At 71.1% G+C, this 18,877-nt stretch carries 17 protein-coding genes; 6 read left to right on the top strand and 11 right to left on the bottom strand.

Annotated elements, in window-relative coordinates:
* The first annotated feature begins 151 nt into the window (after positions 1-151).
* Positions 152-1,921, top strand: coding sequence for an arginine--tRNA ligase (gene argS / locus ACIQRL_RS40505; RefSeq protein WP_401341305.1), 1,770 nt, complete (start codon positions 152-154; stop codon positions 1,919-1,921).
* A 138-nt stretch (positions 1,922-2,059) separates the two neighbouring features.
* Positions 2,060-2,938, top strand: a complete 879-nt coding sequence (locus tag ACIQRL_RS40500; protein ID WP_401341302.1) for a DUF4253 domain-containing protein — start codon at positions 2,060-2,062, stop codon at positions 2,936-2,938.
* A gap of 27 nt (positions 2,939-2,965) precedes the next feature.
* Here the strand turns inward: ACIQRL_RS40500 and ACIQRL_RS40495 are convergent, their stop codons facing one another.
* The 3 genes from ACIQRL_RS40495 to ACIQRL_RS40485 all read right to left on the bottom strand — a co-directional run bounded on the left by ACIQRL_RS40495 (position 2,966) and on the right by ACIQRL_RS40485 (position 6,801).
* Complete coding sequence (locus tag ACIQRL_RS40495) at positions 2,966-4,174, bottom strand: PLP-dependent aminotransferase family protein (protein ID WP_401341300.1); 1,209 nt, start codon at positions 4,172-4,174, stop codon at positions 2,966-2,968.
* Positions 4,175-4,323: 149 nt separating this feature from the next.
* A complete protein-coding gene (locus ACIQRL_RS40490; RefSeq protein ID WP_401341298.1) occupies positions 4,324-5,226 on the bottom strand; it encodes an SAM-dependent methyltransferase in 903 nt (300 codons plus the stop codon).
* Positions 5,227-5,301: 75 nt separating this feature from the next.
* Positions 5,302-6,801: a helix-turn-helix domain-containing protein gene (locus ACIQRL_RS40485; RefSeq protein WP_401341295.1), complete on the bottom strand. Its 1,500-nt coding sequence runs from the start codon at positions 6,799-6,801 to the stop codon at positions 5,302-5,304.
* A gap of 209 nt (positions 6,802-7,010) precedes the next feature.
* Here ACIQRL_RS40485 and ACIQRL_RS40480 point away from each other — a divergent pair, with 209 nt between their 5' ends.
* Positions 7,011-7,766 (top strand): DUF4232 domain-containing protein, encoded by a 756-nt coding sequence (locus tag ACIQRL_RS40480; protein WP_401341293.1) that lies wholly within the window; start codon positions 7,011-7,013, stop codon positions 7,764-7,766.
* A gap of 44 nt (positions 7,767-7,810) precedes the next feature.
* Here the strand turns inward: ACIQRL_RS40480 and hemB are convergent, their stop codons facing one another.
* The 3 genes from hemB to ACIQRL_RS40465 all read right to left on the bottom strand — a co-directional run bounded on the left by hemB (position 7,811) and on the right by ACIQRL_RS40465 (position 10,642).
* Positions 7,811-8,803: a porphobilinogen synthase gene (hemB, locus tag ACIQRL_RS40475; RefSeq protein WP_401341291.1), complete on the bottom strand. Its 993-nt coding sequence runs from the start codon at positions 8,801-8,803 to the stop codon at positions 7,811-7,813.
* A 676-nt stretch (positions 8,804-9,479) separates the two neighbouring features.
* Positions 9,480-9,920, bottom strand: coding sequence for a hypothetical protein (locus ACIQRL_RS40470; RefSeq protein ID WP_401341289.1), 441 nt, complete (start codon positions 9,918-9,920; stop codon positions 9,480-9,482).
* A 287-nt stretch (positions 9,921-10,207) separates the two neighbouring features.
* Complete coding sequence (locus ACIQRL_RS40465) at positions 10,208-10,642, bottom strand: ATP-binding protein (RefSeq protein WP_401341324.1); 435 nt, start codon at positions 10,640-10,642, stop codon at positions 10,208-10,210.
* A gap of 202 nt (positions 10,643-10,844) precedes the next feature.
* Between ACIQRL_RS40465 and ACIQRL_RS40460 the strand changes: the two genes are divergently transcribed.
* Both ACIQRL_RS40460 and ACIQRL_RS40455 read left to right on the top strand, forming a co-directional pair.
* Positions 10,845-11,636, top strand: coding sequence for a helix-turn-helix domain-containing protein (locus ACIQRL_RS40460; RefSeq protein WP_401341322.1), 792 nt, complete (start codon positions 10,845-10,847; stop codon positions 11,634-11,636).
* Positions 11,633-11,827: a DUF397 domain-containing protein gene (locus tag ACIQRL_RS40455; RefSeq protein WP_401341287.1), complete on the top strand. Its 195-nt coding sequence runs from the start codon at positions 11,633-11,635 to the stop codon at positions 11,825-11,827. Before ACIQRL_RS40460 ends, ACIQRL_RS40455 begins: the two co-directional genes overlap by 4 nt.
* Before the next feature lie 63 nt (positions 11,828-11,890).
* On the opposite strand, the gene ACIQRL_RS40450 is transcribed toward ACIQRL_RS40455, so the two are convergent.
* The 5 genes from ACIQRL_RS40450 to ACIQRL_RS40430 form a co-directional block, all read right to left on the bottom strand.
* Positions 11,891-13,594 carry a uroporphyrinogen-III synthase gene (locus tag ACIQRL_RS40450; protein ID WP_401341284.1) on the bottom strand — a complete coding sequence of 568 codons (1,704 nt, stop codon included), beginning with the start codon at positions 13,592-13,594 and terminating at the stop codon, positions 11,891-11,893.
* On the bottom strand, positions 13,591-14,550 hold the full coding sequence (hemC, locus tag ACIQRL_RS40445) for a hydroxymethylbilane synthase (protein ID WP_401341283.1): 960 nt from the start codon (positions 14,548-14,550) through the stop codon (positions 13,591-13,593). The genes ACIQRL_RS40450 and hemC overlap by 4 nt, the downstream gene beginning before the upstream one ends.
* Positions 14,547-16,256: a glutamyl-tRNA reductase gene (locus tag ACIQRL_RS40440; RefSeq protein WP_401341281.1), complete on the bottom strand. Its 1,710-nt coding sequence runs from the start codon at positions 16,254-16,256 to the stop codon at positions 14,547-14,549. The genes hemC and ACIQRL_RS40440 overlap by 4 nt, the downstream gene beginning before the upstream one ends.
* A complete protein-coding gene (locus tag ACIQRL_RS40435) occupies positions 16,253-17,011 on the bottom strand; it encodes a redox-sensing transcriptional repressor Rex (protein WP_389405002.1) in 759 nt (252 codons plus the stop codon). The genes ACIQRL_RS40440 and ACIQRL_RS40435 overlap by 4 nt, the downstream gene beginning before the upstream one ends.
* Before the next feature lie 342 nt (positions 17,012-17,353).
* Positions 17,354-17,653, bottom strand: a complete 300-nt coding sequence (locus ACIQRL_RS40430) for a glutaredoxin family protein (protein WP_401341279.1) — start codon at positions 17,651-17,653, stop codon at positions 17,354-17,356.
* Positions 17,654-17,839: 186 nt separating this feature from the next.
* On the opposite strand from ACIQRL_RS40430, the gene ACIQRL_RS40425 reads away from it, so the two are divergent.
* Entirely contained in the window at positions 17,840-18,781 is a 942-nt protein-coding gene (locus ACIQRL_RS40425) for an HAD family hydrolase (RefSeq protein WP_401341277.1), read from the top strand.
* Positions 18,782-18,877 lie beyond the last annotated feature (96 nt).

Raw genomic sequence — 18,877 nt, 5'->3', positions numbered from 1 at the left:
TCAAACGCGAGTACGGCTGACGCGACCATTCTCCCAGCTCGGGCCTCAACCGCGAAAACGGCTTTTCACCGCGTGGGATACTGGCTTTCCTTGTACTCAGATTCTCCGTATTCAGAGTCTCCGGAACCCGAGCAGAAACGGCAGCCACTCCATGGCCTCGGTCACGTCCCTCACCGCTTCCGTCCATCAGCGCCTCGCGGACGCCCTCTCGGCAGCCCTGCCGGAGGCCGGTGCCGCGGACCCGCTGCTGCGCCGAAGCGACCGGGCGGACTTCCAGGCCAACGGGATCCTGGCCCTCGCCAAGAAGGCGAAGGCGAACCCGCGCGAGCTGGCGACGCAGGTCGTGTCCCGGGTCGAGTCGGGTGACGTGATCAAGGACATCGAGGTCTCCGGGCCCGGCTTCCTGAACATCACGATCACCGACCGGGCGATCGTCGAGACCCTGGCGGAGCGGTACGCGGACGGCGCGCGCCTCGGGGTGCCCCTCGCGGAGCACCCGGGCACGACGGTGATCGACTACGCGCAGCCGAACGTGGCGAAGGAGATGCACGTCGGTCACCTGCGGTCCGCGGTCATCGGCGACGCGGTGGTGCAGATCCTGGAGTTCACCGGCGAGTCCGTCGTGCGGCGGCACCACATCGGCGACTGGGGCACCCAGTTCGGCATGCTCATCCAGTACCTGATCGAGCACCCGCACGAGCTGGACCACAAGGGCGGCGAGGTCTCCGGCGAGGAGGCCATGTCGAACCTGAACCGGCTCTACAAGGCGGCGCGGACCGTCTTCGACTCCGACGAGGAGTTCAAGACGCGGGCGCGGCTCCGGGTGGTGGACCTCCAGGCGGGTGAGCCCGAGACGCTGGCCATGTGGCAGAGGTTCGTGGACGAGTCGAAGATCTACTTCTACTCGGTCTTCGACAAGCTGGACATGGAGATCCGCGACGCCGACGTGGTGGGCGAGTCCGGCTACAACGACATGCTGGACGAGACGTGCCGCATCCTGGAGGAGTCGGGCGTGGCGGTCCGCTCGGACGGCGCGCTCTGCGTGTTCTTCGACGATGTGAAGGGCCCGGACGGCAACCCGGTCCCGCTGATCGTGAAGAAGTCGGACGGCGGCTACGGCTACGCGGCCACCGATCTCTCCGCGATCCGCGACCGTGTCGTCAACCTGAAGGCCGACAGCCTGATCTACGTGGTGGACGCCCGGCAGTCCCTGCACTTCAAGATGGTCTTCGAGACCGCGCGCAGGGCCGGCTGGCTGAACGACGACGTCAAGGCCCACCAGCTCGCCTTCGGCACGGTGCTGGGCAAGGACGGCAAGCCGTTCAAGACGCGTGAGGGCGAGACGGTCCGGCTGGTCGACCTCCTCGACGAGGCGATCGACCGCGCCACCACGGTCGTGCGGGAGAAGGCCGAGAAGGTGGGCCTGAGCGAGCGGGAGATCGAGGAGAACGGCCGGTACGTCGGCATCGGCGCCGTGAAGTACGCGGACCTCTCCACCTCCGCCGTCCGGGACTACAAGTTCGACCTGGACCAGATGGTGTCGCTGAACGGCGACACGTCGGTGTATCTCCAGTACGCGTACGCCCGTATCCGGTCGATCTTCGGCAAGGCCGGCGAGCGTACGCCGCTGGCCCACCCGGAGCTCGAACTGGCCCCGGCGGAGCGGGCGCTCGGTCTGCACCTGGACCGGTTCGGCGAGACGCTGGACGAGGTCGCCGCCGAGTACGCCCCGCACAAACTGGCGGCGTACCTGTACCAACTGGCCTCGCTCTACACGACGTTCTACGACCAGTGCCCGGTCATCAAGCCTGCCCCGGCCCAGGAGGTCGCGGAAAACCGCCTGTTCCTCTGCGACCTGACGGCCCGCACGCTCCACCAGGGCATGTCCCTGCTGGGCATCAGGACGCCCGAGCGGCTCTGATCACGGCATCGCAGAAGAGCCCCGCGGCCCCGGATCACCGGGGTGCGGGGCTCTTTGCCGTCCGGGCCGGGTTCACCGCCGCGAGGTGAGAAGCGGGCCCGCGCCGGGCTGTCAGTGCCGGGTCCTACAGTCACCGGCATGGCGACTCTTCCCAATCCGCTGCCGCGGCTGGCGGCAGACCCGACCGGGCGCACGCTCGGGCTTCAGCTCCCCGCCGGGAGACTCATCGACACGACCCACGACGGGACGTGGCACGAGCCGTTGCTGTGGCACGCCGAGGACCCGGCGGTCCCCGGGAGCTGGGCGGCGCTGGCCGCGGCCAGGACATCCGGTCTGCTGGCGGTGCTGGTGGACGTGGGCGGCACGCAGAACGGCCCGGAGGACTGGGAGTTGATGCCCGACGAGGTGTCGTACCCCGGGGACCACGACGCCGACGAGGTGCTGGCCGAGTTCTGGGAGGAGTACGCGGCGGACGAACTGGACGGCGACAAGGAGTACGCGAGCCGGGAGGTCGTGGAGAGCCTCTTCGGCAAGCCGGACGCCTATGACCTGACCGTCGCGCCGTACGGGCCCGCGTGGCCCGGCCTCGCCGCCGCCACCCCGCTGGAGGCCGACCCGGACGCCCGCGCCACGGAGATCGCCGACGCCCTCACGGACAGCGGTTCGCGGCTGAAGGCGCCCAGGATCGCCCTCGTCCCGGCGCGCCGCAGCGCCGACATCCCGGCGGCACTCGGCTGGTCGGGCCCGCTGAACCACGAGAACGACGTGGCGCGCCTGTGCGCCGTCCTCCGTTCCTGGGAGGACCGCTTCGGGATACGGGTGGTGGCCCTGACCTTCGACCAGTTGGTGGTGTCCGTCGCGGCACCGCCGACGACCATGGCGGAGGCCGAGGCGATCGCCGCGGAGCACTTCGCCTTCTGCCCGGACAACATCACCCAGGGCCACCACCCGACCCTGCGCGCGTACGCCGAGCAGGAGGTGCTGAACCAGCCGGTGTGGTCCTTCTGGTGGGACTGAGCCGCTCCTCCGTCCGGACGGGACGGCCTAGCCCCGCAGCCCCGTCCCCAGCCGGCGCAGCCCCTCCGCGATCTCGTCGGGGGTCTGCGTGACGAAGCACAGACGCAGCGTCGACGTCTCCGGCGTACCCGCGTAGAAGGGCGCGCCGGGGACGTAGGCCACGCCCTGGTCCACCACCGGGCGGAGCAGGGCCGTGGTGTCGTACCCCTCCGGCAGTCGCGCCCAGAGGAACATGCCGCCTTCCGGACGGGTCCAGGTCGACCCGGCCGGGAGGGCGGCGCCGATGCCCGCGAGCATCGCGTCACGGCGTTCGCGGTAGACGGCCGCGACCCGGGCCACGTGGGAGTCCAGGTCGCGGTCGGCCAGATAGCGGGCGGCGGCGAGCTGGTTGACGGTCGGGGTGTGCAGATCGGCGGCCTGCTTGGCGACGGCGCACGCGCGCAGCAGTGCCGAGGGCGCCCGCAGCCAGCCCAGCCGCATACCGGGTGCCATCACTTTGGAGAAGGAACCCAGCAGCACCGTCCGGTCCCCGGCGCCCTTGTGGGAGGCGATCCACGGGACCCGCTCCCCCTCGAAGCGCAGCTCTCCGTACGGGTCGTCCTCGACGATCCACAGCCCGCGCGCGGCGGCGACGCGGGCGACCGCGGCCCGCCGCTCGGCCGGCAGGGTGCGCCCGGTCGGATTCTGGAAGGTGGGCACGGTGTAGAGGAGCTTCGGGTGCTCCCGGGCCACCAGTTCGTCGAGTGCCTCGGGGTCGATGCCGTCGCCGTCGCCCGGCACGGCGAGCACCCGCGCCCCGGCGAAGGCGAACGCCTGAAGTGCCGCCAGATAGCAGGGGCTTTCGACCAGGACGGTGTCACCGGGTTCCAGCAGGGCGGTGGCGAGCAGGGACAGGGCCTGCTGCGAGCCGGTGGTGACGAGGATGTCGTCCGGCCCGGTGGGCAGTCCGCGCGCGCTCGTGCGGTCGGCGAGGGCTGTCCGCAGTGACGGTTCGCCCTCGGTCGTCGAGTACTGAAGGGCCCGTTCGGGTTCCTCGGCGAGGACGTCCCGGAACGCGGCCGCGATGCCGTCCGCGTCGAACAGTTCCGGAGCGGGCAGCCCGCCCGCGAAGTTGATCACCTCGGGGCGGGCCGTCACCGCGAGGATGTCCCGTACCGGCGAGCCGCCGATCGCGGTGGCCCGGGCGGCGAGCGGGGGCACGGGGGCGGTCGTGGCTGCGCGGTCGGTGACGGTCACGGTGACGGCTCCTTGTCCTTGCGGGCGGCCCCGTCGTCGCGCCGGGGGCTCGTGCCCGCACCCTAGGCCGGTGCGTGTCGTCTACACCCGTCAATTCCGGTATGCGGACGGGTAGTCGGCGGGCGGCGAGGGCGGACGGCCGCCTGCGGTCAGGGCTTGACGCCGGTCGCGACGTACACGTTGATGTCCGCGTCCGTGACGTCGTTGATGTCGAGGTAGCGGACCTTGTCGACGGCGTCGAGCGTGGCGAGGAAGGCGGGTTCGGCGGTCTCGGGGGCCGGTGCGTTGCCGTCGGGGCGCCAGTGGTGGGCGGGGACGACACCGGGCTCGTCCAGTACCAGCCCGTTCTCGGTGAAGAAGCGCTCGACCTCGGCCTTCGAGCGCAGGACGAAGGTGAACCCCCGCTCGGTGAACGTCCGTTGGACCGCGCGGATGTTCTCGGCGTTCAGGTCCTCGGTGAGGTGGCTGAGGACGAGACGGCTGCCGGACGGCAGCGCGTCGACGAGTCCACGCACGATCGGGTACGCCTCCGCGTCCTCGACGAAGTGCAGGATCGCGACCAGCACCAGGGCGACCGGCTGCTCGAAGTCGACGGTCTTGGCGGCCTGTTCGAGGATCTGCCCGGGCTCCTTGAGGTCCGCGTCGATGTAGTCCGTACGGCCCTCGGGCCCGCTGGTGAGCAGGGCGCGCGCGTGGGCCAGGACCACCGGGTCGTTGTCGACGTACACGACCCGCGCGTCCGGGGTGATCCGCTGGGCGATCTGGTGGACGTTCTCCTGGGTGGGCAGTCCGGTGCCGATGTCCAGGAACTGCCGGATGCCGTCCTCGGTGGTCAGCGTGGTCACGGCGCGGCGCAGGAAGTCGCGGTTGTGCCGGACGTCGAGGTAGCCCCGTGGGTTGGCGGCGAGCGCGGCGGCGGCCGCGTTCCGGTCGACCGGGTAGTGGTCCTTGCCGCCGAGCAGGACGTCGTAGACCCGGGCCGGGTGCGCCTTGGTGGTGTCGATCCTCCTTCTCAGCTCCGCGGGGTCCTGGCTGAGGGCGTCACCGGACATGGGGCATCTCCCTGGAGGATCGCGTCATTCAACGGCCAACAACCTAACTCCTGAAGGGACTTGATCGTGCCCCGATCACCCGGTGGGAGCCGCTACCCACTCGCTGCCGCCCAGCGGATGGTCGTAGGCGGGCCGGCCCGTGTTCCCGCTCGTCCGGAACGGCTTCCCGTGGTCGTCGACGCGCACCGTGCCGCTCTTCGTCCCGCTGGACCAGTCGAGTTCCAGGTACCAGCTCACGTCGTGCGCCCGTGCGTCCGCGACCACGTAGAAGACCTCGGGGTCGGACTCGCTGACCTTGTACGGGAAATCCCGCTGCCCGTTCTTGAGCGCGGTCATGGGCTGCCCCGCGTCGAGGTCCACGCTGAACGCCTTCGTCTGCACCCCGCTGCCGCAGCCCACGCCCATCGCGTAGTCGTTCCAGAGGAGCGGCACGCCCTTCTGCACCACCCGCACGTGCAGCGCCTCCAGGACGACGGTCGCCCTGCCGGTGCCCTGGACGGTCAGCGCGACCATCTGTTCCCCGCTCGCGACCCCGCCGAGCGCGGTGACCCAGCCGCGCGCGTCCGACTCGTTCGGCGGCGGCGGGGGCACCTGCGCGGAGTCCCGGTTCACCAAGTAGTGCTGGCTGCACGGGCCGTCCCACTTGTACCCGTCGGCGACGACGGCCGGCGCTCCGGCGCCGTCCTCGGCCGTGGTGCTGTCCCCGGCCGCACCGTTCCCAGCGGCGGTGTCCTGGGGGACGGGTCCGCCGATCGACGAGACGGACGCCTTGGGACCGCCACGGTGGGAGGCGGACGGCGAGGCCGGCCCTTGGCGGATGCCGCTCGTCGCGCGGGCGCCCCGCGTACCCACGGTCCGCGGCACGCCGAGGGCCACGGCCTCTCCCTTGGAGTCGTCGCCCCCTCCGCCGGACGCGAAGTGCACGGCCAGCGTGGTGGACACGACCGCGGTCAGCGCGACGGCGACGGCACCGGCGAGCAGCAGCGTCCGCCGGCTCCGCTTCACCGGTGCCTGCGCCGGCACCGACTCCCGCGCCGACACCGTCTCCGGCACGGGCACTGGTACTGGCTCCGGCACTCGCGGCGCGGACACCGAAGCCGGATCCGCGGCGGCCGGAGCCACGGCCTTCTGCCCCACCCGTGGCATGGAACCCGTCGGGCTCTCGCCCACCGCCCCGTCACCGGGGGCAGGGTCCGCCCCCGTGTCCGCGCCCGCCTCGGCGCCGTCCCCGTCGCCTCCCGGGCGCGGGACCGGGACCGCGACCGTCACCGCTGCCGATCTCACTACCGCCGCTCCCGCCGCTCCCGGCAGGGACCCCGCGCCCGGGGCTTTCTGCCTCCGCAGCGCGTCCGCGAGGACCCAGCTCCGGTGCAGCTCGATCAGCTCCTCCGGAGTCGCCCGGCACACCCGCGCCAGACGCTCCACGGGCGCGTAATCCGTCGGTACGGCATCCCCGTTGACGTACCGGTGCAATGTGGACGTACTCACGTGCAGCCGTTTGGCGAGCGCCCCGTAGCTGAGCCCGGACCGGGCCTTCAGCTCCCGCAGCAGTCCCGCGAACTCGTCCCCCGTCACCGTTCCTCCATCCCCCGCGTCCCGGACCGTGTTCCAGGGCGACACTGTTCTCCCAGCTCAGACCCTGTGCGAACGTTCCGGCGTCCCGAATGCCCCGCCGATGGTGGCGGCCGGGACGGAACACCGCACAAGCTTCGGTCATCCAAGCACGCCGCTCCCGCCGACCGGTCGAGCGGCTGACCCATCAGCAACACCCCAGGGGGATCACCATGTCCGCATGCACCACCCGTACCGCACGCACCACCCGTACCGCCCGTACCCGCTTCCTCGCCGCCACGGCGGTCGCACTCGCCGCGCTCACCCTCACGGCGTGCAACGACGGCAACGGCGTACGCGGCGAAGGCCCGTCCGACACGTCCGCGTCCTCGGCGCAGCCGAGCGGAACGGCAACCGACGCGGGCTCGACGGCGAAGCCCGCGGGCAGCGTCACCGCGGGCTCCACGGGCGGCTCGGCGGGCGGCTCGAAGAACACGTCCACCGCCGCCGGCTCCACGCAGGGCTCCGGCAAGAAGACCGGCACCGGTTCCAAGACCGGCTCCACCGGGCAGACCGGCTCCAGGAACGTGGCCTGCGACGGCTCCACGACCAAGACCACCGCGACCGTGGTGTCCCGCCCGCTCAACCACCTGCTGCTCACCGTCACCAACACCGGCACGAAGAACTGCGACCTGACCGGTTATCCGATCGCCCGGTTCGCCGAGGCCCAGGCCGTCCCGCCGGTCGCGGAGGAGACGCACCCGCAGGCGGTCGTGACCCTCGCTCCCGGCGAGTCCGGCTACGCGGGTGTGCTGCTGTCGGCCGCCGACGGCAGCGGAGGCAACGGCTACACCGCCAAGACCCTGGAGGTCGGCTTCGACAAGGGCCGCAGCGCCACTCCGGCCCTCCCCGCGAAGGGCGTCTACATCGACGACAAGCTCACGGTGACGTACTGGCAGCAGACCCTGGACGCGGCGCTCACGTACTGAGCTGGCGAGATCCCCATCAGCAGGTGCCCGGAACCGCCGCCTGACTAGCGCAGGTTCCGGGCGACCTCGGTCGCCCAGTACGTGAGGATGTTCTGCGCGCCGGCCCGCTTGATGCCGGTCAGGGACTCCAGGATCGCCCGGTCGCGGTCGATCCAGCCCTTCTCGGCGGCGGCCTCGACCATCGAGTACTCGCCGGAGATCTGGTAGGCGACGACCGGAACGTCGGACGCGTGGGCGACGCGGGCGAGGATGTCGAGGTAGGGACCGGCGGGCTTCACCATCACCAGGTCGGCGCCCTCCTCCAGGTCCAGCGCCAACTCCCGCAGGGACTCGCGTGCGTTCGCCGGGTCCTGCTGGTACGTCTTGCGGTCGCCCTTCAGGGACGAGCCGACGGCCTCCCGGAACGGGCCGTAGAAGGCGGAGGCGTACTTGGCGGTGTAGGCCAGGATGGCCACGTCCTCGCGGCCGATCTGGTCGAGGGCGTCCCGGACGACACCGATCTGACCGTCCATCATCCCGCTGGGGCCCACGATGTGGGCGCCGGCGTCTGCCTGCACCTGGGCCATCTCGGCGTAGCGCTCCAGGGTGGCGTCGTTGTCGACCCGGCCCTGGTCGTCGAGCACACCGCAGTGCCCGTGGTCGGTGGTCTCGTCGAGGCACAGGTCGGACATCACGAGCAGTTCGTCGCCGACCTCGGCGCGGACATCGCGCAGGGCGACCTGCAGAATCCCGTCCGGGTCGGTGCCGGGCGTCCCGACGGCGTCCTTCTTCGCGTCCTCGGGAACCCCGAACAGCATGATCCCGGAGACCCCGGCCTCCAGCGCCTCCACGGCCGCCTTCTTCAGGCTGTCCCGCGTGTGCTGCACGACCCCGGGCATCGAGCTGATCGGCACCGGCTCGCTCACACCCTCGCGGACGAACGCGGGGAGGATGAAGTCGGCCGGGTGCAGCCGGGTCTCGGCGACCATCCGGCGCATGGCGGGCGTGGTACGCAGCCGCCGCGGACGCGTACCGGGGAAGGATCCGTACTTCGTCATACCGTCTACGCTACGCCCGTCACGGGGGCACCTTTACCGACTCCGCGTCGGAGCCCGAGGGGTCTCCAGGTCGGGTCAGAACACTCGGACGAGAGCTGTGACGTCCCCGGAGCCGCGGGAGCTTCGCCGGGCCGGGCGGCGCGGCAGTCGCGGCACCACGCTCCTCGGAACGGTGCCCTGAAGGGCCTGTCGCAGCCGCCTTCGCAGGTCGCCATGGCTGGTGGAGGGGGCAGGGTCCGGCTCGGGAGCGGCTCGGCCTCACCTGCCCCGGGAAGGGACGGCAGTGCCGGTGGAAGCAGGTCCAACAGGCGGTTGCGGAGGAAGCCTGCCGGGTGTCGCACATGGAGGGGAAGGCCGTCGGTCAGGGCGTGGATCACCGACGCTCTGCCGAGACCGTTCTCGAACCAGGCCTCGACCAGGGGAGCCAGCCGCCGCACCTCCCGCCCGGACAACGTCAACCGGATGTCGGTCCGACGCAGCCCGGCGAGAAGGGCTTCGGCCTTGTGCTCGCTGCGGGGCGGCCCCGGCTCGGCGGCGGGCTGCTCGGGAGACCCGGCGGACTCGACCTCGGCGACCGGTCCGCCGTCAGGTGCGACGTAGGCCGCCACGACCGGATCAGGCACGGCGTCGGAAAGCGGACCACCGGAGGCGATGAGATCCGGGGCCGGCGCGGCCGTCATCGTCGGGGATGCCTGGGCTGCCGAAGCTGTTGAGGCGGCGGCCGTTTCCTGCTCTCCCTCCCGGCGGGCTCGGGTGAGCGCGGGGGCGTGGAAGGCGTACGGGTGATCATCTGCCCGGAGGGGAGCCGTTCCCGGACCCGCTCGACGTAGCCGCGCTCCTCCAACTCCCGCAGCGCGCAGGCGATCCGGGCCCGCCCTTCGGGGAACCGCTCGGCGAGGCTACGGATGTCGACCCGGGCGCCCTCGGGCAGCGACAGGATGTGCACGGCGATCCCGATCGCGGTCGCGGAGAGCCCTCGGTGCTGGGCGAGGTGGTTGCCGACGACCGTGTACCGGTCGGGCTGGTACTCACGTACGTGCGTGACACCGGAGTGCGTGGCGTTGCGCCGTACTCCCTGCCTCGGGAGGAGGGCGTCGATAAGCTTGGACACAGCCATGGGGAAGCGGTTTTCTTCCTCTTTGGTCAGGCCCTCGCACTGGGATTGCTGTCCCGGCGGGGGCCGAAGCATGTGTGGGGATGTTGAGTTGTGGATCGTGCCTGCGGCGAGCGTGCCCGCCCGAACCGCCCGCGCGCCACCCCCACCAGCCGGTTTCACCCGCCCGAGTGACATGGGCGGGTTTGGTTGATTGGAGGGTTTTTTCCCGGGGTTCTTTGGTCCTTTACGGCCCGCCGCCCCGGCCCTCGCGCCGCCGGAGGCCGGCTCGCCGGGTTCCGGTTCGGGCGTCACCGGCAAGGCCCGAGATCGAGTTCCGCCCACACCGTCTTGCACGGCACCGGCCCCGACCGCACACCCCAGCGGTCCGCGAACTCCTCGACGAGCAGCAGCCCGTAGCCGGACTCGGACCACCCTTCGGCACCGTCCCGTACCCGAGTGGGCCACCGTTCACCCCGGGCGTCGGCGACCTCCACGCGCAGCGTTCGGGGAGCGCGGACGGAGAGAGTGAGACGGAAGCTCCGGCCGGGGACACGGCCGTGCAGGGCGGCATTCGCGGCGAGTTCGGCGACGACCAGCACGGCAGGATCCAACGGCAGCCCCCAGCCGTGCAGTTGCTCCGCCGCGAGCAGTCGCGCCAGGCGCGCACCTCTCCGGGTGGCGGACAGCGGCACCGAGAAGTGATGGAGCGGAGCGTGCGCAGTTCGTTGATTCACGTCACTCAGCGTGTTCTTGCGTACGTAACCTGTGAAGTGCGGCAGCCCGTGCGGACGGTGTCTGTCCGGGTGGCGTCCGGTTCTGTCCGGGCTGCCCGGGGTGACCGGGCAGCGGGTGTCGGGGTTGGGCAGGGAAGCGCGTGGCGGGAGGGCGGCGGGCGTGAACGACAGGGACGCGGGGCTGGAGGACGACGAAGAGGCCGGGGCCGTAATGAGGACCGTCCAGCGTCAGCTCAAGCTGTGGCGGGAGTCGGCCGGGCTCACCCAGGCCGAGTTCGGCGCGGCCATCGGGTACGGGGAGGAACAGGTCTCCTGTGTGGAGCGTGGGCGGCGCATCCCCCGGCCCGAGTATCTGGACCGCGCGGACGAGATCCTCTCGGCGGGCGGCCGACTCGCGGCGCTGAAGGAGGACTTGGCGGAGGTCCGCTATCCGAAGAAGGTGCGGGACCTGAAGAGGCTGGAGGCGGAGGCAGTTGAGCTGTGTGCGTACAACAACTCCGTGATTCATGGGTTGTTGCAGACCGTGGAGTACACGCGGGCGATTTTCGACGCACGCCGACCACCGTTCACCGAGGACCAGGTGGAACAGCAGGTCGCGGCACGCTGTGCCCGCCAGAAGATCCTCGCCCCGTCGACCGGATCGCGTGTCTTCAGTTTCGTTCAGTGCGAGTCGACGTTGCGCAGGCCCATCGGGGGCAGGATGGTGCTACGACAACAGCTCGAACGGTTGTTGGAGGTAGGCCAGTTGCGCAACGTGGACCTTCAGGTCCTGCCACTCGCCCGCGAGGAGAACGCGGGAACCGACGGTTCGTTCAGGCTCCTCAAGCTCAGGGACGGCGCCACCGTCGCGTTCAGCGAGGCACCTCTCAGCAGCCGGGTGATGACCGACCCCAAGGAAACGACGGTCCTCGACATCCGCTACGGAGTCCTTCGCGCGCAGGCTCTCAGCCCTCGGGAGTCGTCGGCCTTCATCGAGAAAGTACTGGGAGACACGAAGACATGACGCTCAAGGCCTCCGCGGCCGACGCCGGGCTGGAGTGGATAAAGAGCAGCTACAGCACGGCTGACGGTCCCGACTGCGTAGAGGTGGCCGCCCACCCGGACCGCATCCTCGTCCGGGACTCCAAGAACCCCGGCGGCCCCCGCCTCAGCCTCACCCCGACCGCCTGGGCGGCCTTCCTGCCGACCGCCTGACCGGCCGCACAACGAAGAACGCCCCGCCGTCTCCGTAGAGACAGCGGGGCGTCCTCACCTGCGTCAGGTGGTGCGGCGCCTCCGCGAGCCCGGACGGCGCTCGCTCGGCCGGGTCACCGGGTCCCCGGCGTCCAGCGCGGCGGCGCGTCGGCGCAGACCGAAGTCCGCCAGCGCCTGAGCCAGCTTGTGCACGGAGGGCTCCGGAGCCATCACGTCCACCCGCAGCCCGTGCTCCTCGGCCGTCTTGGCCGTGGCGGGACCGATGCAGGCGATCACCGTCACGTTGTGCGGCTTGCCGGCGATACCCACGAGGTTCCGCACGGTCGACGACGAGGTGAACAGCACCGCGTCGAAGCCACCGCCCTTGATCGCCTCGCGGGTGTCCGCCGGCGGCGGCGACGCGCGCACGGTGCGGTACGCCGTGACGTCGTCGACCTCCCAGCCGAGCTCGATGAGCCCGGCGACGAGGGTCTCCGTGGCGATGTCGGCCCGGGGCAGGAAGACGCGGTCGATCGGGTCGAAGACCGGGTCGTAGGGCGGCCAGTCCTCCAGCAGACCGGCGGCCGACTGCTCACCGCTCGGCACCAGGTCCGGCTTCACGCCGAAGGCGATGAGCGCCTTCGCGGTCGACTCGCCGACCGCCGCGACCTTGATGCCCGCGAAGGCACGGGCGTCGAGCCCGTACTCCTCGAACTTCTCCCGCACGGCCTTGACCGCGTTCACCGAGGTGAAGGCGATCCACTCGTAGCGGCCCGTCACCAGGCCCTTGACCGCGCGCTCCATCTGCTGGGGCGTACGCGGAGGTTCGACGGCGATCGTCGGCACCTCGTACGGCACGGCCCCGTACGACCGAAGCTGGTCGGAGAGCGACGCCGCCTGCTCCTTCGTCCGCGGCACGAGCACCTTCCAGCCGAACAGCGGCTTGGACTCGAACCACGACAACTGGTCGCGCTGGGCGGCGGAGGAACGCTCACCGACCACGGCTATCACCGGGCGGCCGCCGTCCGGGGACGGCAGCACCTTCGCCTGCTTCAGCGTCTGCGCGATCGTGCCGAGCGTGGCCGACCAGGTGCGCTGACGGGTCGTCGTACCGGCGATCGTCACCGACATCGGGGTGTCGGGCTTGCGGCCGGAGGCCACCAGCTCACCCGCCGCCGCGGCCACCGAGTCGAGCGTCGCCGACACCACGACGGTGCCGTCGGAGGCGCCGACCTCGGTCCAGCAGCGGTTCGACGCGGTCCGCGCGTCGACGAACCGTACGTCCGCGCCCTGCGCGTCCCGCAGCGGCACACCCGCGTAAGCGGGCACACCGACGGCGGCCGCGATGCCGGGCACGACCTCGAACGGAACGCCCGCGCGGGCACAGGCCAGCATCTCCTCGGCGGCGAACGTGTCGAGCCCGGGGTCACCGGACACCGCACGTACGACCCGCTTGCCGCCCCGCGCGGCCGTCATGACAAGATTGGCAGCGTCCCTCGACGCGGGGTCACCAACGGTTGTTGACGTGCTGTCAACAATCGTGAGCTGAGGCGTGCCTGTGCCCTGGTACGGAACCGGCGAAGTGTCCGGATCCGTGTTCAGCACGGCGACGCCGGGTTTCGTGTGACCTCGCACCACGTCGAGCACATCGTGCTCGGCGACGAGGACGTCCGCGTTCGCCAGCGCCTCCACGGCGCGCAGTGTCAGCAGCCCCGGATCTCCGGGTCCGGCACCCAGGAAGGTGACGTGCCCGTGGACCGGACCGGCGGGAAGGTTGGTGGGGCTCACAGTGCTCGCTCCCCCATCAGACCGGCCGCGCCCTTGGCAAGCATCTCGGCGGCGAGTTCACGGCCGAGCGTCATCGCTTGGTCATGTGTCTCGGGCACGGGACCGGTGGTGGACAGCTGCACCAGCGTCGAGCCGTCGGTCATGCCGACGACGCCGCGCAGGCGCATCTCCTTGACAATCTGCCCGTCGTCCAGCAAGTCGGCGAACGCGCCCACGGGTGCGCTGCAGCCGGCCTCCAGGGCGGCAAGCAGGGATCGCTCGGCGGTCACGGCGACCCGGGTGAACGGGTCGTCGAGCTCTCCGAGCGCGGCGACGAGGTCCGCGTTGTCCGCGGCACACTCGATCGCCAGTGCCCCCTGGCCGGGGGCGGGCAAAACGGTGTCGACCGACAGGAAGTCGGTGACCTCGTCGATCCGGCCGATCCGGTTGAGTCCGGCGGCGGCGAGCACGACGGCGTCGAGCTCCCCGGCGTGGACGTACCCGATGCGGGTGTCGACGTTCCCTCGGATGGCGACCGTCTCGATCGTCATGCCGTGGCTGCGCGCGTACGCGTTCAGCTGGGCCATGCGGCGCGGCGAGCCGGTACCGACGCGCGCGCCGTCCGGCAGCTCCGCGAAGGTCAGTCCGTCGCGGGCGACGAGTACGTCGCGCGCGTCCTCGCGGACCGGTACGGCGGCCAGCGCGAGGCCCTCGGGCTGCGCGGTCGGCAGATCCTTGAGGGAGTGCACGGCGAAGTCGACCTCCCCGCGCACCAGTGCCTCACGCAGCGCGGTCACGAAGACGCCCGTGCCGCCGATCTGCGCGAGGTTCTCGCGGGAGATGTCACCGTACGTCGTGATCTCAACGAGCTCGACCGGCCGTCCGGTCACCTGGCTCACGGCATCCGCCACCTGCCCGGACTGGGCCATGGCGAGTTTGCTGCGCCTGGTCCCGAGCCTCAAAGCCTGCTCACTCATGCTCGCCCTCGGTTCTTGGCGTTCTCGGTGTTGTTCTCGGCCCGCGAGACGGCGGCGACCGTCTCCGGGTCCAGGTCGAACAGGGTCCGCAGCGCGTCCGCGTACCCGGCACCGCCGGGCTCGGCGGCGAGTTGCTTGACCCGTACGGTCGGCGCGTGCAGCAGCTTGTCGACGACGCGCCGCACGGTCTGGGTGATCTCGCCGCGCTGCCTGTCGTCGAGGTCCGGCAGCCGTCCGTCCAGCCGCGTGATCTCGTTCGCGACGACGTCGGCGGCCATGGCGCGCAGCGCCACGACGGTGGGCGTGATGTGCGCGGCCCGCTGCGCGGCACCGAACGCGGCCACCTCGTCGGAGACGATCCGGCGCACCTGGTCCACGTCGGCGGCCATCGGCGCGTCCGCGGAGGCCTCGGCCAGCGACTCGATGTCGACGAGCCGCACGCCGAGCAGCCGGTGCACGGCCGCGTCGATGTCACGGGGCATCGCGAGGTCGAGCAGCGCGAGCACCGGCGCGGGGCGCGGGGCCTCGACGACGGGTTCGGGCCTGCGGCGCTCGGGGATGCGGCCGACCGCGGTGGCGGTGGCGGCGAGCGCGGTGATGACGTCGGCGTCGGCCTCGACCTCGGGCGTACGACGGCTGTCGCGGCGCTCGACGGTTCCGGTGCCCTTGTCCACCCAGGCCGCGTGCTGCTCCAGGGTGGCGGCGTCGATGCCGGCGACGGCGGCCTCGCCCATGACGGAGAAGCCGGTGGCGCCCTGCACGGCGGACAGGTCCAGCGGGCAGGCGTCCTCGGTGCCGGCACCGGCGGGAGCGAGGTGACCGGCAAGACCGGTCGACGCGTCGACGCGTACGGCCGCGGGCGTTCCCGTACGGCCTTCGACGGAGGCCGCGACGGTCTCCGCCGTCAGCACGATCCCGGTCGCTCCGGTGCAGGAGACGGCGATGTCGGCACGTGTCAGCTCGACCGGTACCGAGTCCATCGGTACCGCGCGGGCCGGCACGTCCGTGTCGCCGCCGGTGAGGATCTCGGCGAGGCGCTCGGCGCGGTCGGGGGTGCGGTTGGCGATCACGATCTCGCCGACACCCGCGCGCGCGAGCGTCGCGGCGGCCAGCGAGGACATCGAACCCGCGCCGATGACGAGGGCCTTCTTGCCCTTGGCCCAGGCCTCGACCGCGCGCCCGTCGGACAGCTGCTCCAGGCCGAAGGTGACCAGGGACTGTCCGGCGCGGTCGATACCGGTCTCGGAGTGGGCGCGCTTGCCGACCCGCAGGGCCTGCTGGAACAGATCGTTCAGGAGGCGGCCCGCGGTGTGCAGTTCCTGCGCGGTGGCGAGCGCGTCCTTGATCTGGCCGAGGATCTGGCCCTCGCCGACGACCATCGAGTCCAGGCCGCAGGCCACCGAGAAGAGGTGGTGGACGGCCCGGTCCTCGTAGTGCACGTACAGGTACGGAGTGAGCTCCTCCAGCCCGACGCCGCTGTGCTGGGCGAGGAGCGTGGAGAGCTCGGCGACGCCCGCGTGGAACTTGTCCACGTCGGCGTACAGCTCGATGCGGTTGCAGGTCGCGAGCACCGCGCCCTCCGCGGCCGGCTCGGCGGCGAGGGTGTCCTGGAGCAGCTTGACCTGGGCGTCCGGGGACAGCGCGGCCCGTTCGAGGACGCTGACCGGAGCGCTGCGGTGGCTCAGTCCGACGACGAGGAGACTCATGCCGGCATCACGGCGGGAAGATCCCCGTCGGGCCCTTTGCCGTTGTTCTCCCGCTCGGCCGGGGCGGCGGCACCGGCCTGCGCCTCGGCCTCCTCGCCGGCCTTGCGCTGCTCGTGGAACGCGAGGATCTGCAGCTCGATGGAGAGATCGACCTTGCGCACGTCGACGCCGTCCGGGACGGACAGGACAGTCGGCGCGAAGTTCAGGATGGAGGTGACTCCGGCGGCCACCAGACGGTCGCAGACCGGCTGGGCGGCTCCGGCCGGGGTGGCGATGACACCGATCGAGACACCGTTCTCGTCGATGATCTTTTCCAGGTCGTCCGTGTGCTGGACCGGGATTCCGGCGACGGGCTTCCCGGCCATCGCGGGGTCGGCGTCGATGAGTGCCGCCACGCGGAATCCGCGGGACGCGAACCCTCCGTAATTGGCCAGTGCCGCACCGAGGTTGCCGATACCGACGATCACGACCGGCCAGTCCTGGGTGAGGCCCAGTTCGCGGGAGATCTGGTACACGAGATACTCGACGTCGTAGCCCACACCACGCGTCCCGTAGGAGCCGAGGTAGGAGAAGTCCTTGCGCAGCTTCGCGGAGTTGACCCCCGCCGCGGCCGCGAGTTCCTCGGATGAGACCGTGGGTACCGAGCGCTCCGACAGCGCGGTGAGGGCTCGGAGGTACAGCGGAAGCCGGGCGACGGTGGCCTCGGGAATTCCTCGGCTTCGGGTCGCCGGTCGGTGAGTTCGGCCAGTTGCCACGGTGCTCCTGCGGGTAGAGCGGGGCTGCAGGCGGTCACACGTTCCCAGACCGCCCCGTCGAATGCAGGCTATGTCTTTGTGAACGCGTGCACAAAGACGGTGTCCGATTTGCCCGGCCAACGTGACCGGGGTCACGCATGCCCGGCGCGCCCGTATGGAACCGGCACACGGACGGCTTCGTTCCGCACTTGAAGGGGGCAAAACCGCACACTCTCCTCAACGAATCCCGCCCCCGAGACCAATCGCCGTCGATCCTAGGCGACTTTCCCGGCCACCCGGGCTGCTCGGGCAGGTCACAAGTCGGGACACATCACGGGCACGGTGGACGTCCCCCCGCGCGACTCACGGTGCGAGGGCTTTGCGAAGGCGTTCCTCGTTCACGCGCCAGAACGTGTGCTGCGCGCCGTCCACCAGCACGACCGGGATCTGCTCCCAGTACCGGCGGTGCAGCTCCTCGTCCTCGGTGATGTCCTTCCCCTCCCAGGGGACCCCGAGATCGGCACACACCTTCTCGATCACTTCCTGTGCGTCATCACACAGATGACACCCGGGCTTCCTGATCAACGTGACCAGACGCTCCCCGGGCGCCTTCTTCTCCGTACGGCGGTCGCTGCGCCGGAACATGGGGCTCATACGCGCCATTCTCCCGCCCCGGACACCCCGGCGGGCACGCTCCGCCCTTTACGCGCGAACAGGCCCTCGCCGGGGGCCGACGCGCCGCGTCGACGGCGAATCGGTCGGGTCCTTTAACGGCATGGTCGCGGAGAGTTCACAGCGCCGAATCCTCTCGACTCCGGAAGCACCGAACGGACTGGCTATGCTCACGACATGGCCGCTCTCGGATGGCTCACTCCCCGTAGGCGCTCCGCCACCGCGCGGAGCGTGTTGGCAGGCGAGGCCTCGGCAGAGGCAGCGCGCAAGTCCTCGCAGGAACTGCAGGAACTGGAAGAACTGGCACCACCGGACGCCGCGGAGGAACCCGACTTCCCGGTGCTCGGCGACGACAAGGCCGCCGCGTTCTTCGACCTCGACAACACCGTGATGCAAGGTGCTGCCCTGTTCCACTTCGGACGGGGGCTGTACAAGCGGAAGTTCTTCGAGACCCGCGACCTCGCGAAGTTCGCCTGGCAGCAGGCGTGGTTCCGGCTGGCCGGTGTCGAGGACCCGGAGCACATGCAGGAAGCGCGTGACTCCGCGCTGTCGATCGTGAAGGGTCACCGTGTCTCCGAGCTGATGTCGATCGGCGAGGAGATCTACGACGAGTACATGGCCGAGCGGATCTGGCCCGGCACCCGCGCGCTCGCCCAGGCGCACCTGGACGCCGGCCAGAAGGTGTGGCTCGTCACGGCGGCGCCGGTGGAGATCGCCACGGTGATCGCACGGCGGCTCGGCCTGACGGGCGCCCTGGGCACGGTGGCGGAATCGGTGGACGGGATCTACACCGGCAAGCTGGTCGGCGAACCCCTGCACGGTCCGGCGAAGGCGGAGGCCGTACGGGCGCTGGCGTCCGCGGAGAACCTGGACCTGTCCCGCTGCGCGGCGTACAGCGACTCGCACAACGACATTCCGATGCTCTCGCTGGTCGGACACCCGTACGCGATCAACCCGGACTCGAAACTGCGCAAGCACGCCCGGGACTTCGACTGGCGGCTGCGGGACTACCGCACGGCGCGCAAGGCCGCGAAGGTCGGGATTCCCGCCGCGGCCGGGGTCGGCGCGGTGGCCGGCGGCACGGCGGCCGCGATCGCGCTGCACCGGCGTCGCCGGTAGCTCACCTCTGGCCTTCGCGGGGTCCGGCCTCCGGCCTTCGCGGGTCCGGCCTCCGGCCTTCGCGGGGTCCGGCCTCCGGCCTTCGCGGGTCCGGCT

The sequence above is a fragment of the Streptomyces sp. NPDC091209 genome, assembly GCF_044757755.1.
Taxonomy (GTDB): domain Bacteria; phylum Actinomycetota; class Actinomycetes; order Streptomycetales; family Streptomycetaceae; genus Streptomyces.
This window is presented reverse-complemented; position numbering and strand designations above follow the sequence as displayed.

Bases quoted from the DNA above. Each gene is read 5' to 3' on its own strand.
- ACIQRL_RS40425 (WP_401341277.1), top strand. From the start codon at position 17,840: ATGGCCGCTCTCGGATGGCTCACTCCCCGTAGGCGCTCCGCCACCGCG.
- ACIQRL_RS40490 (WP_401341298.1), bottom strand. From the start codon at position 5,226: ATGTCCGGTGACGCCCTCAGCCAGGACCCCGCGGAGCTGAGAAGGAGG.
- hemB (WP_401341291.1), bottom strand. From the start codon at position 8,803: ATGACGAAGTACGGATCCTTCCCCGGTACGCGTCCGCGGCGGCTGCGT.
- ACIQRL_RS40430 (WP_401341279.1), bottom strand. From the start codon at position 17,653: ATGGCGCGTATGAGCCCCATGTTCCGGCGCAGCGACCGCCGTACGGAG.
- hemC (WP_401341283.1), bottom strand. From the start codon at position 14,550: ATGAGTGAGCAGGCTTTGAGGCTCGGGACCAGGCGCAGCAAACTCGCC.
- ACIQRL_RS40500 (WP_401341302.1), top strand. From the start codon at position 2,060: ATGGCGACTCTTCCCAATCCGCTGCCGCGGCTGGCGGCAGACCCGACC.
- ACIQRL_RS40470 (WP_401341289.1), bottom strand. From the start codon at position 9,920: ATGGCTGTGTCCAAGCTTATCGACGCCCTCCTCCCGAGGCAGGGAGTA.
- ACIQRL_RS40455 (WP_401341287.1), top strand. From the start codon at position 11,633: ATGACGCTCAAGGCCTCCGCGGCCGACGCCGGGCTGGAGTGGATAAAG.
- ACIQRL_RS40480 (WP_401341293.1), top strand. From the start codon at position 7,011: ATGTCCGCATGCACCACCCGTACCGCACGCACCACCCGTACCGCCCGT.
- ACIQRL_RS40440 (WP_401341281.1), bottom strand. From the start codon at position 16,256: ATGAGTCTCCTCGTCGTCGGACTGAGCCACCGCAGCGCTCCGGTCAGC.
- argS (WP_401341305.1), top strand. From the start codon at position 152: ATGGCCTCGGTCACGTCCCTCACCGCTTCCGTCCATCAGCGCCTCGCG.
- ACIQRL_RS40460 (WP_401341322.1), top strand. From the start codon at position 10,845: ATGAGGACCGTCCAGCGTCAGCTCAAGCTGTGGCGGGAGTCGGCCGGG.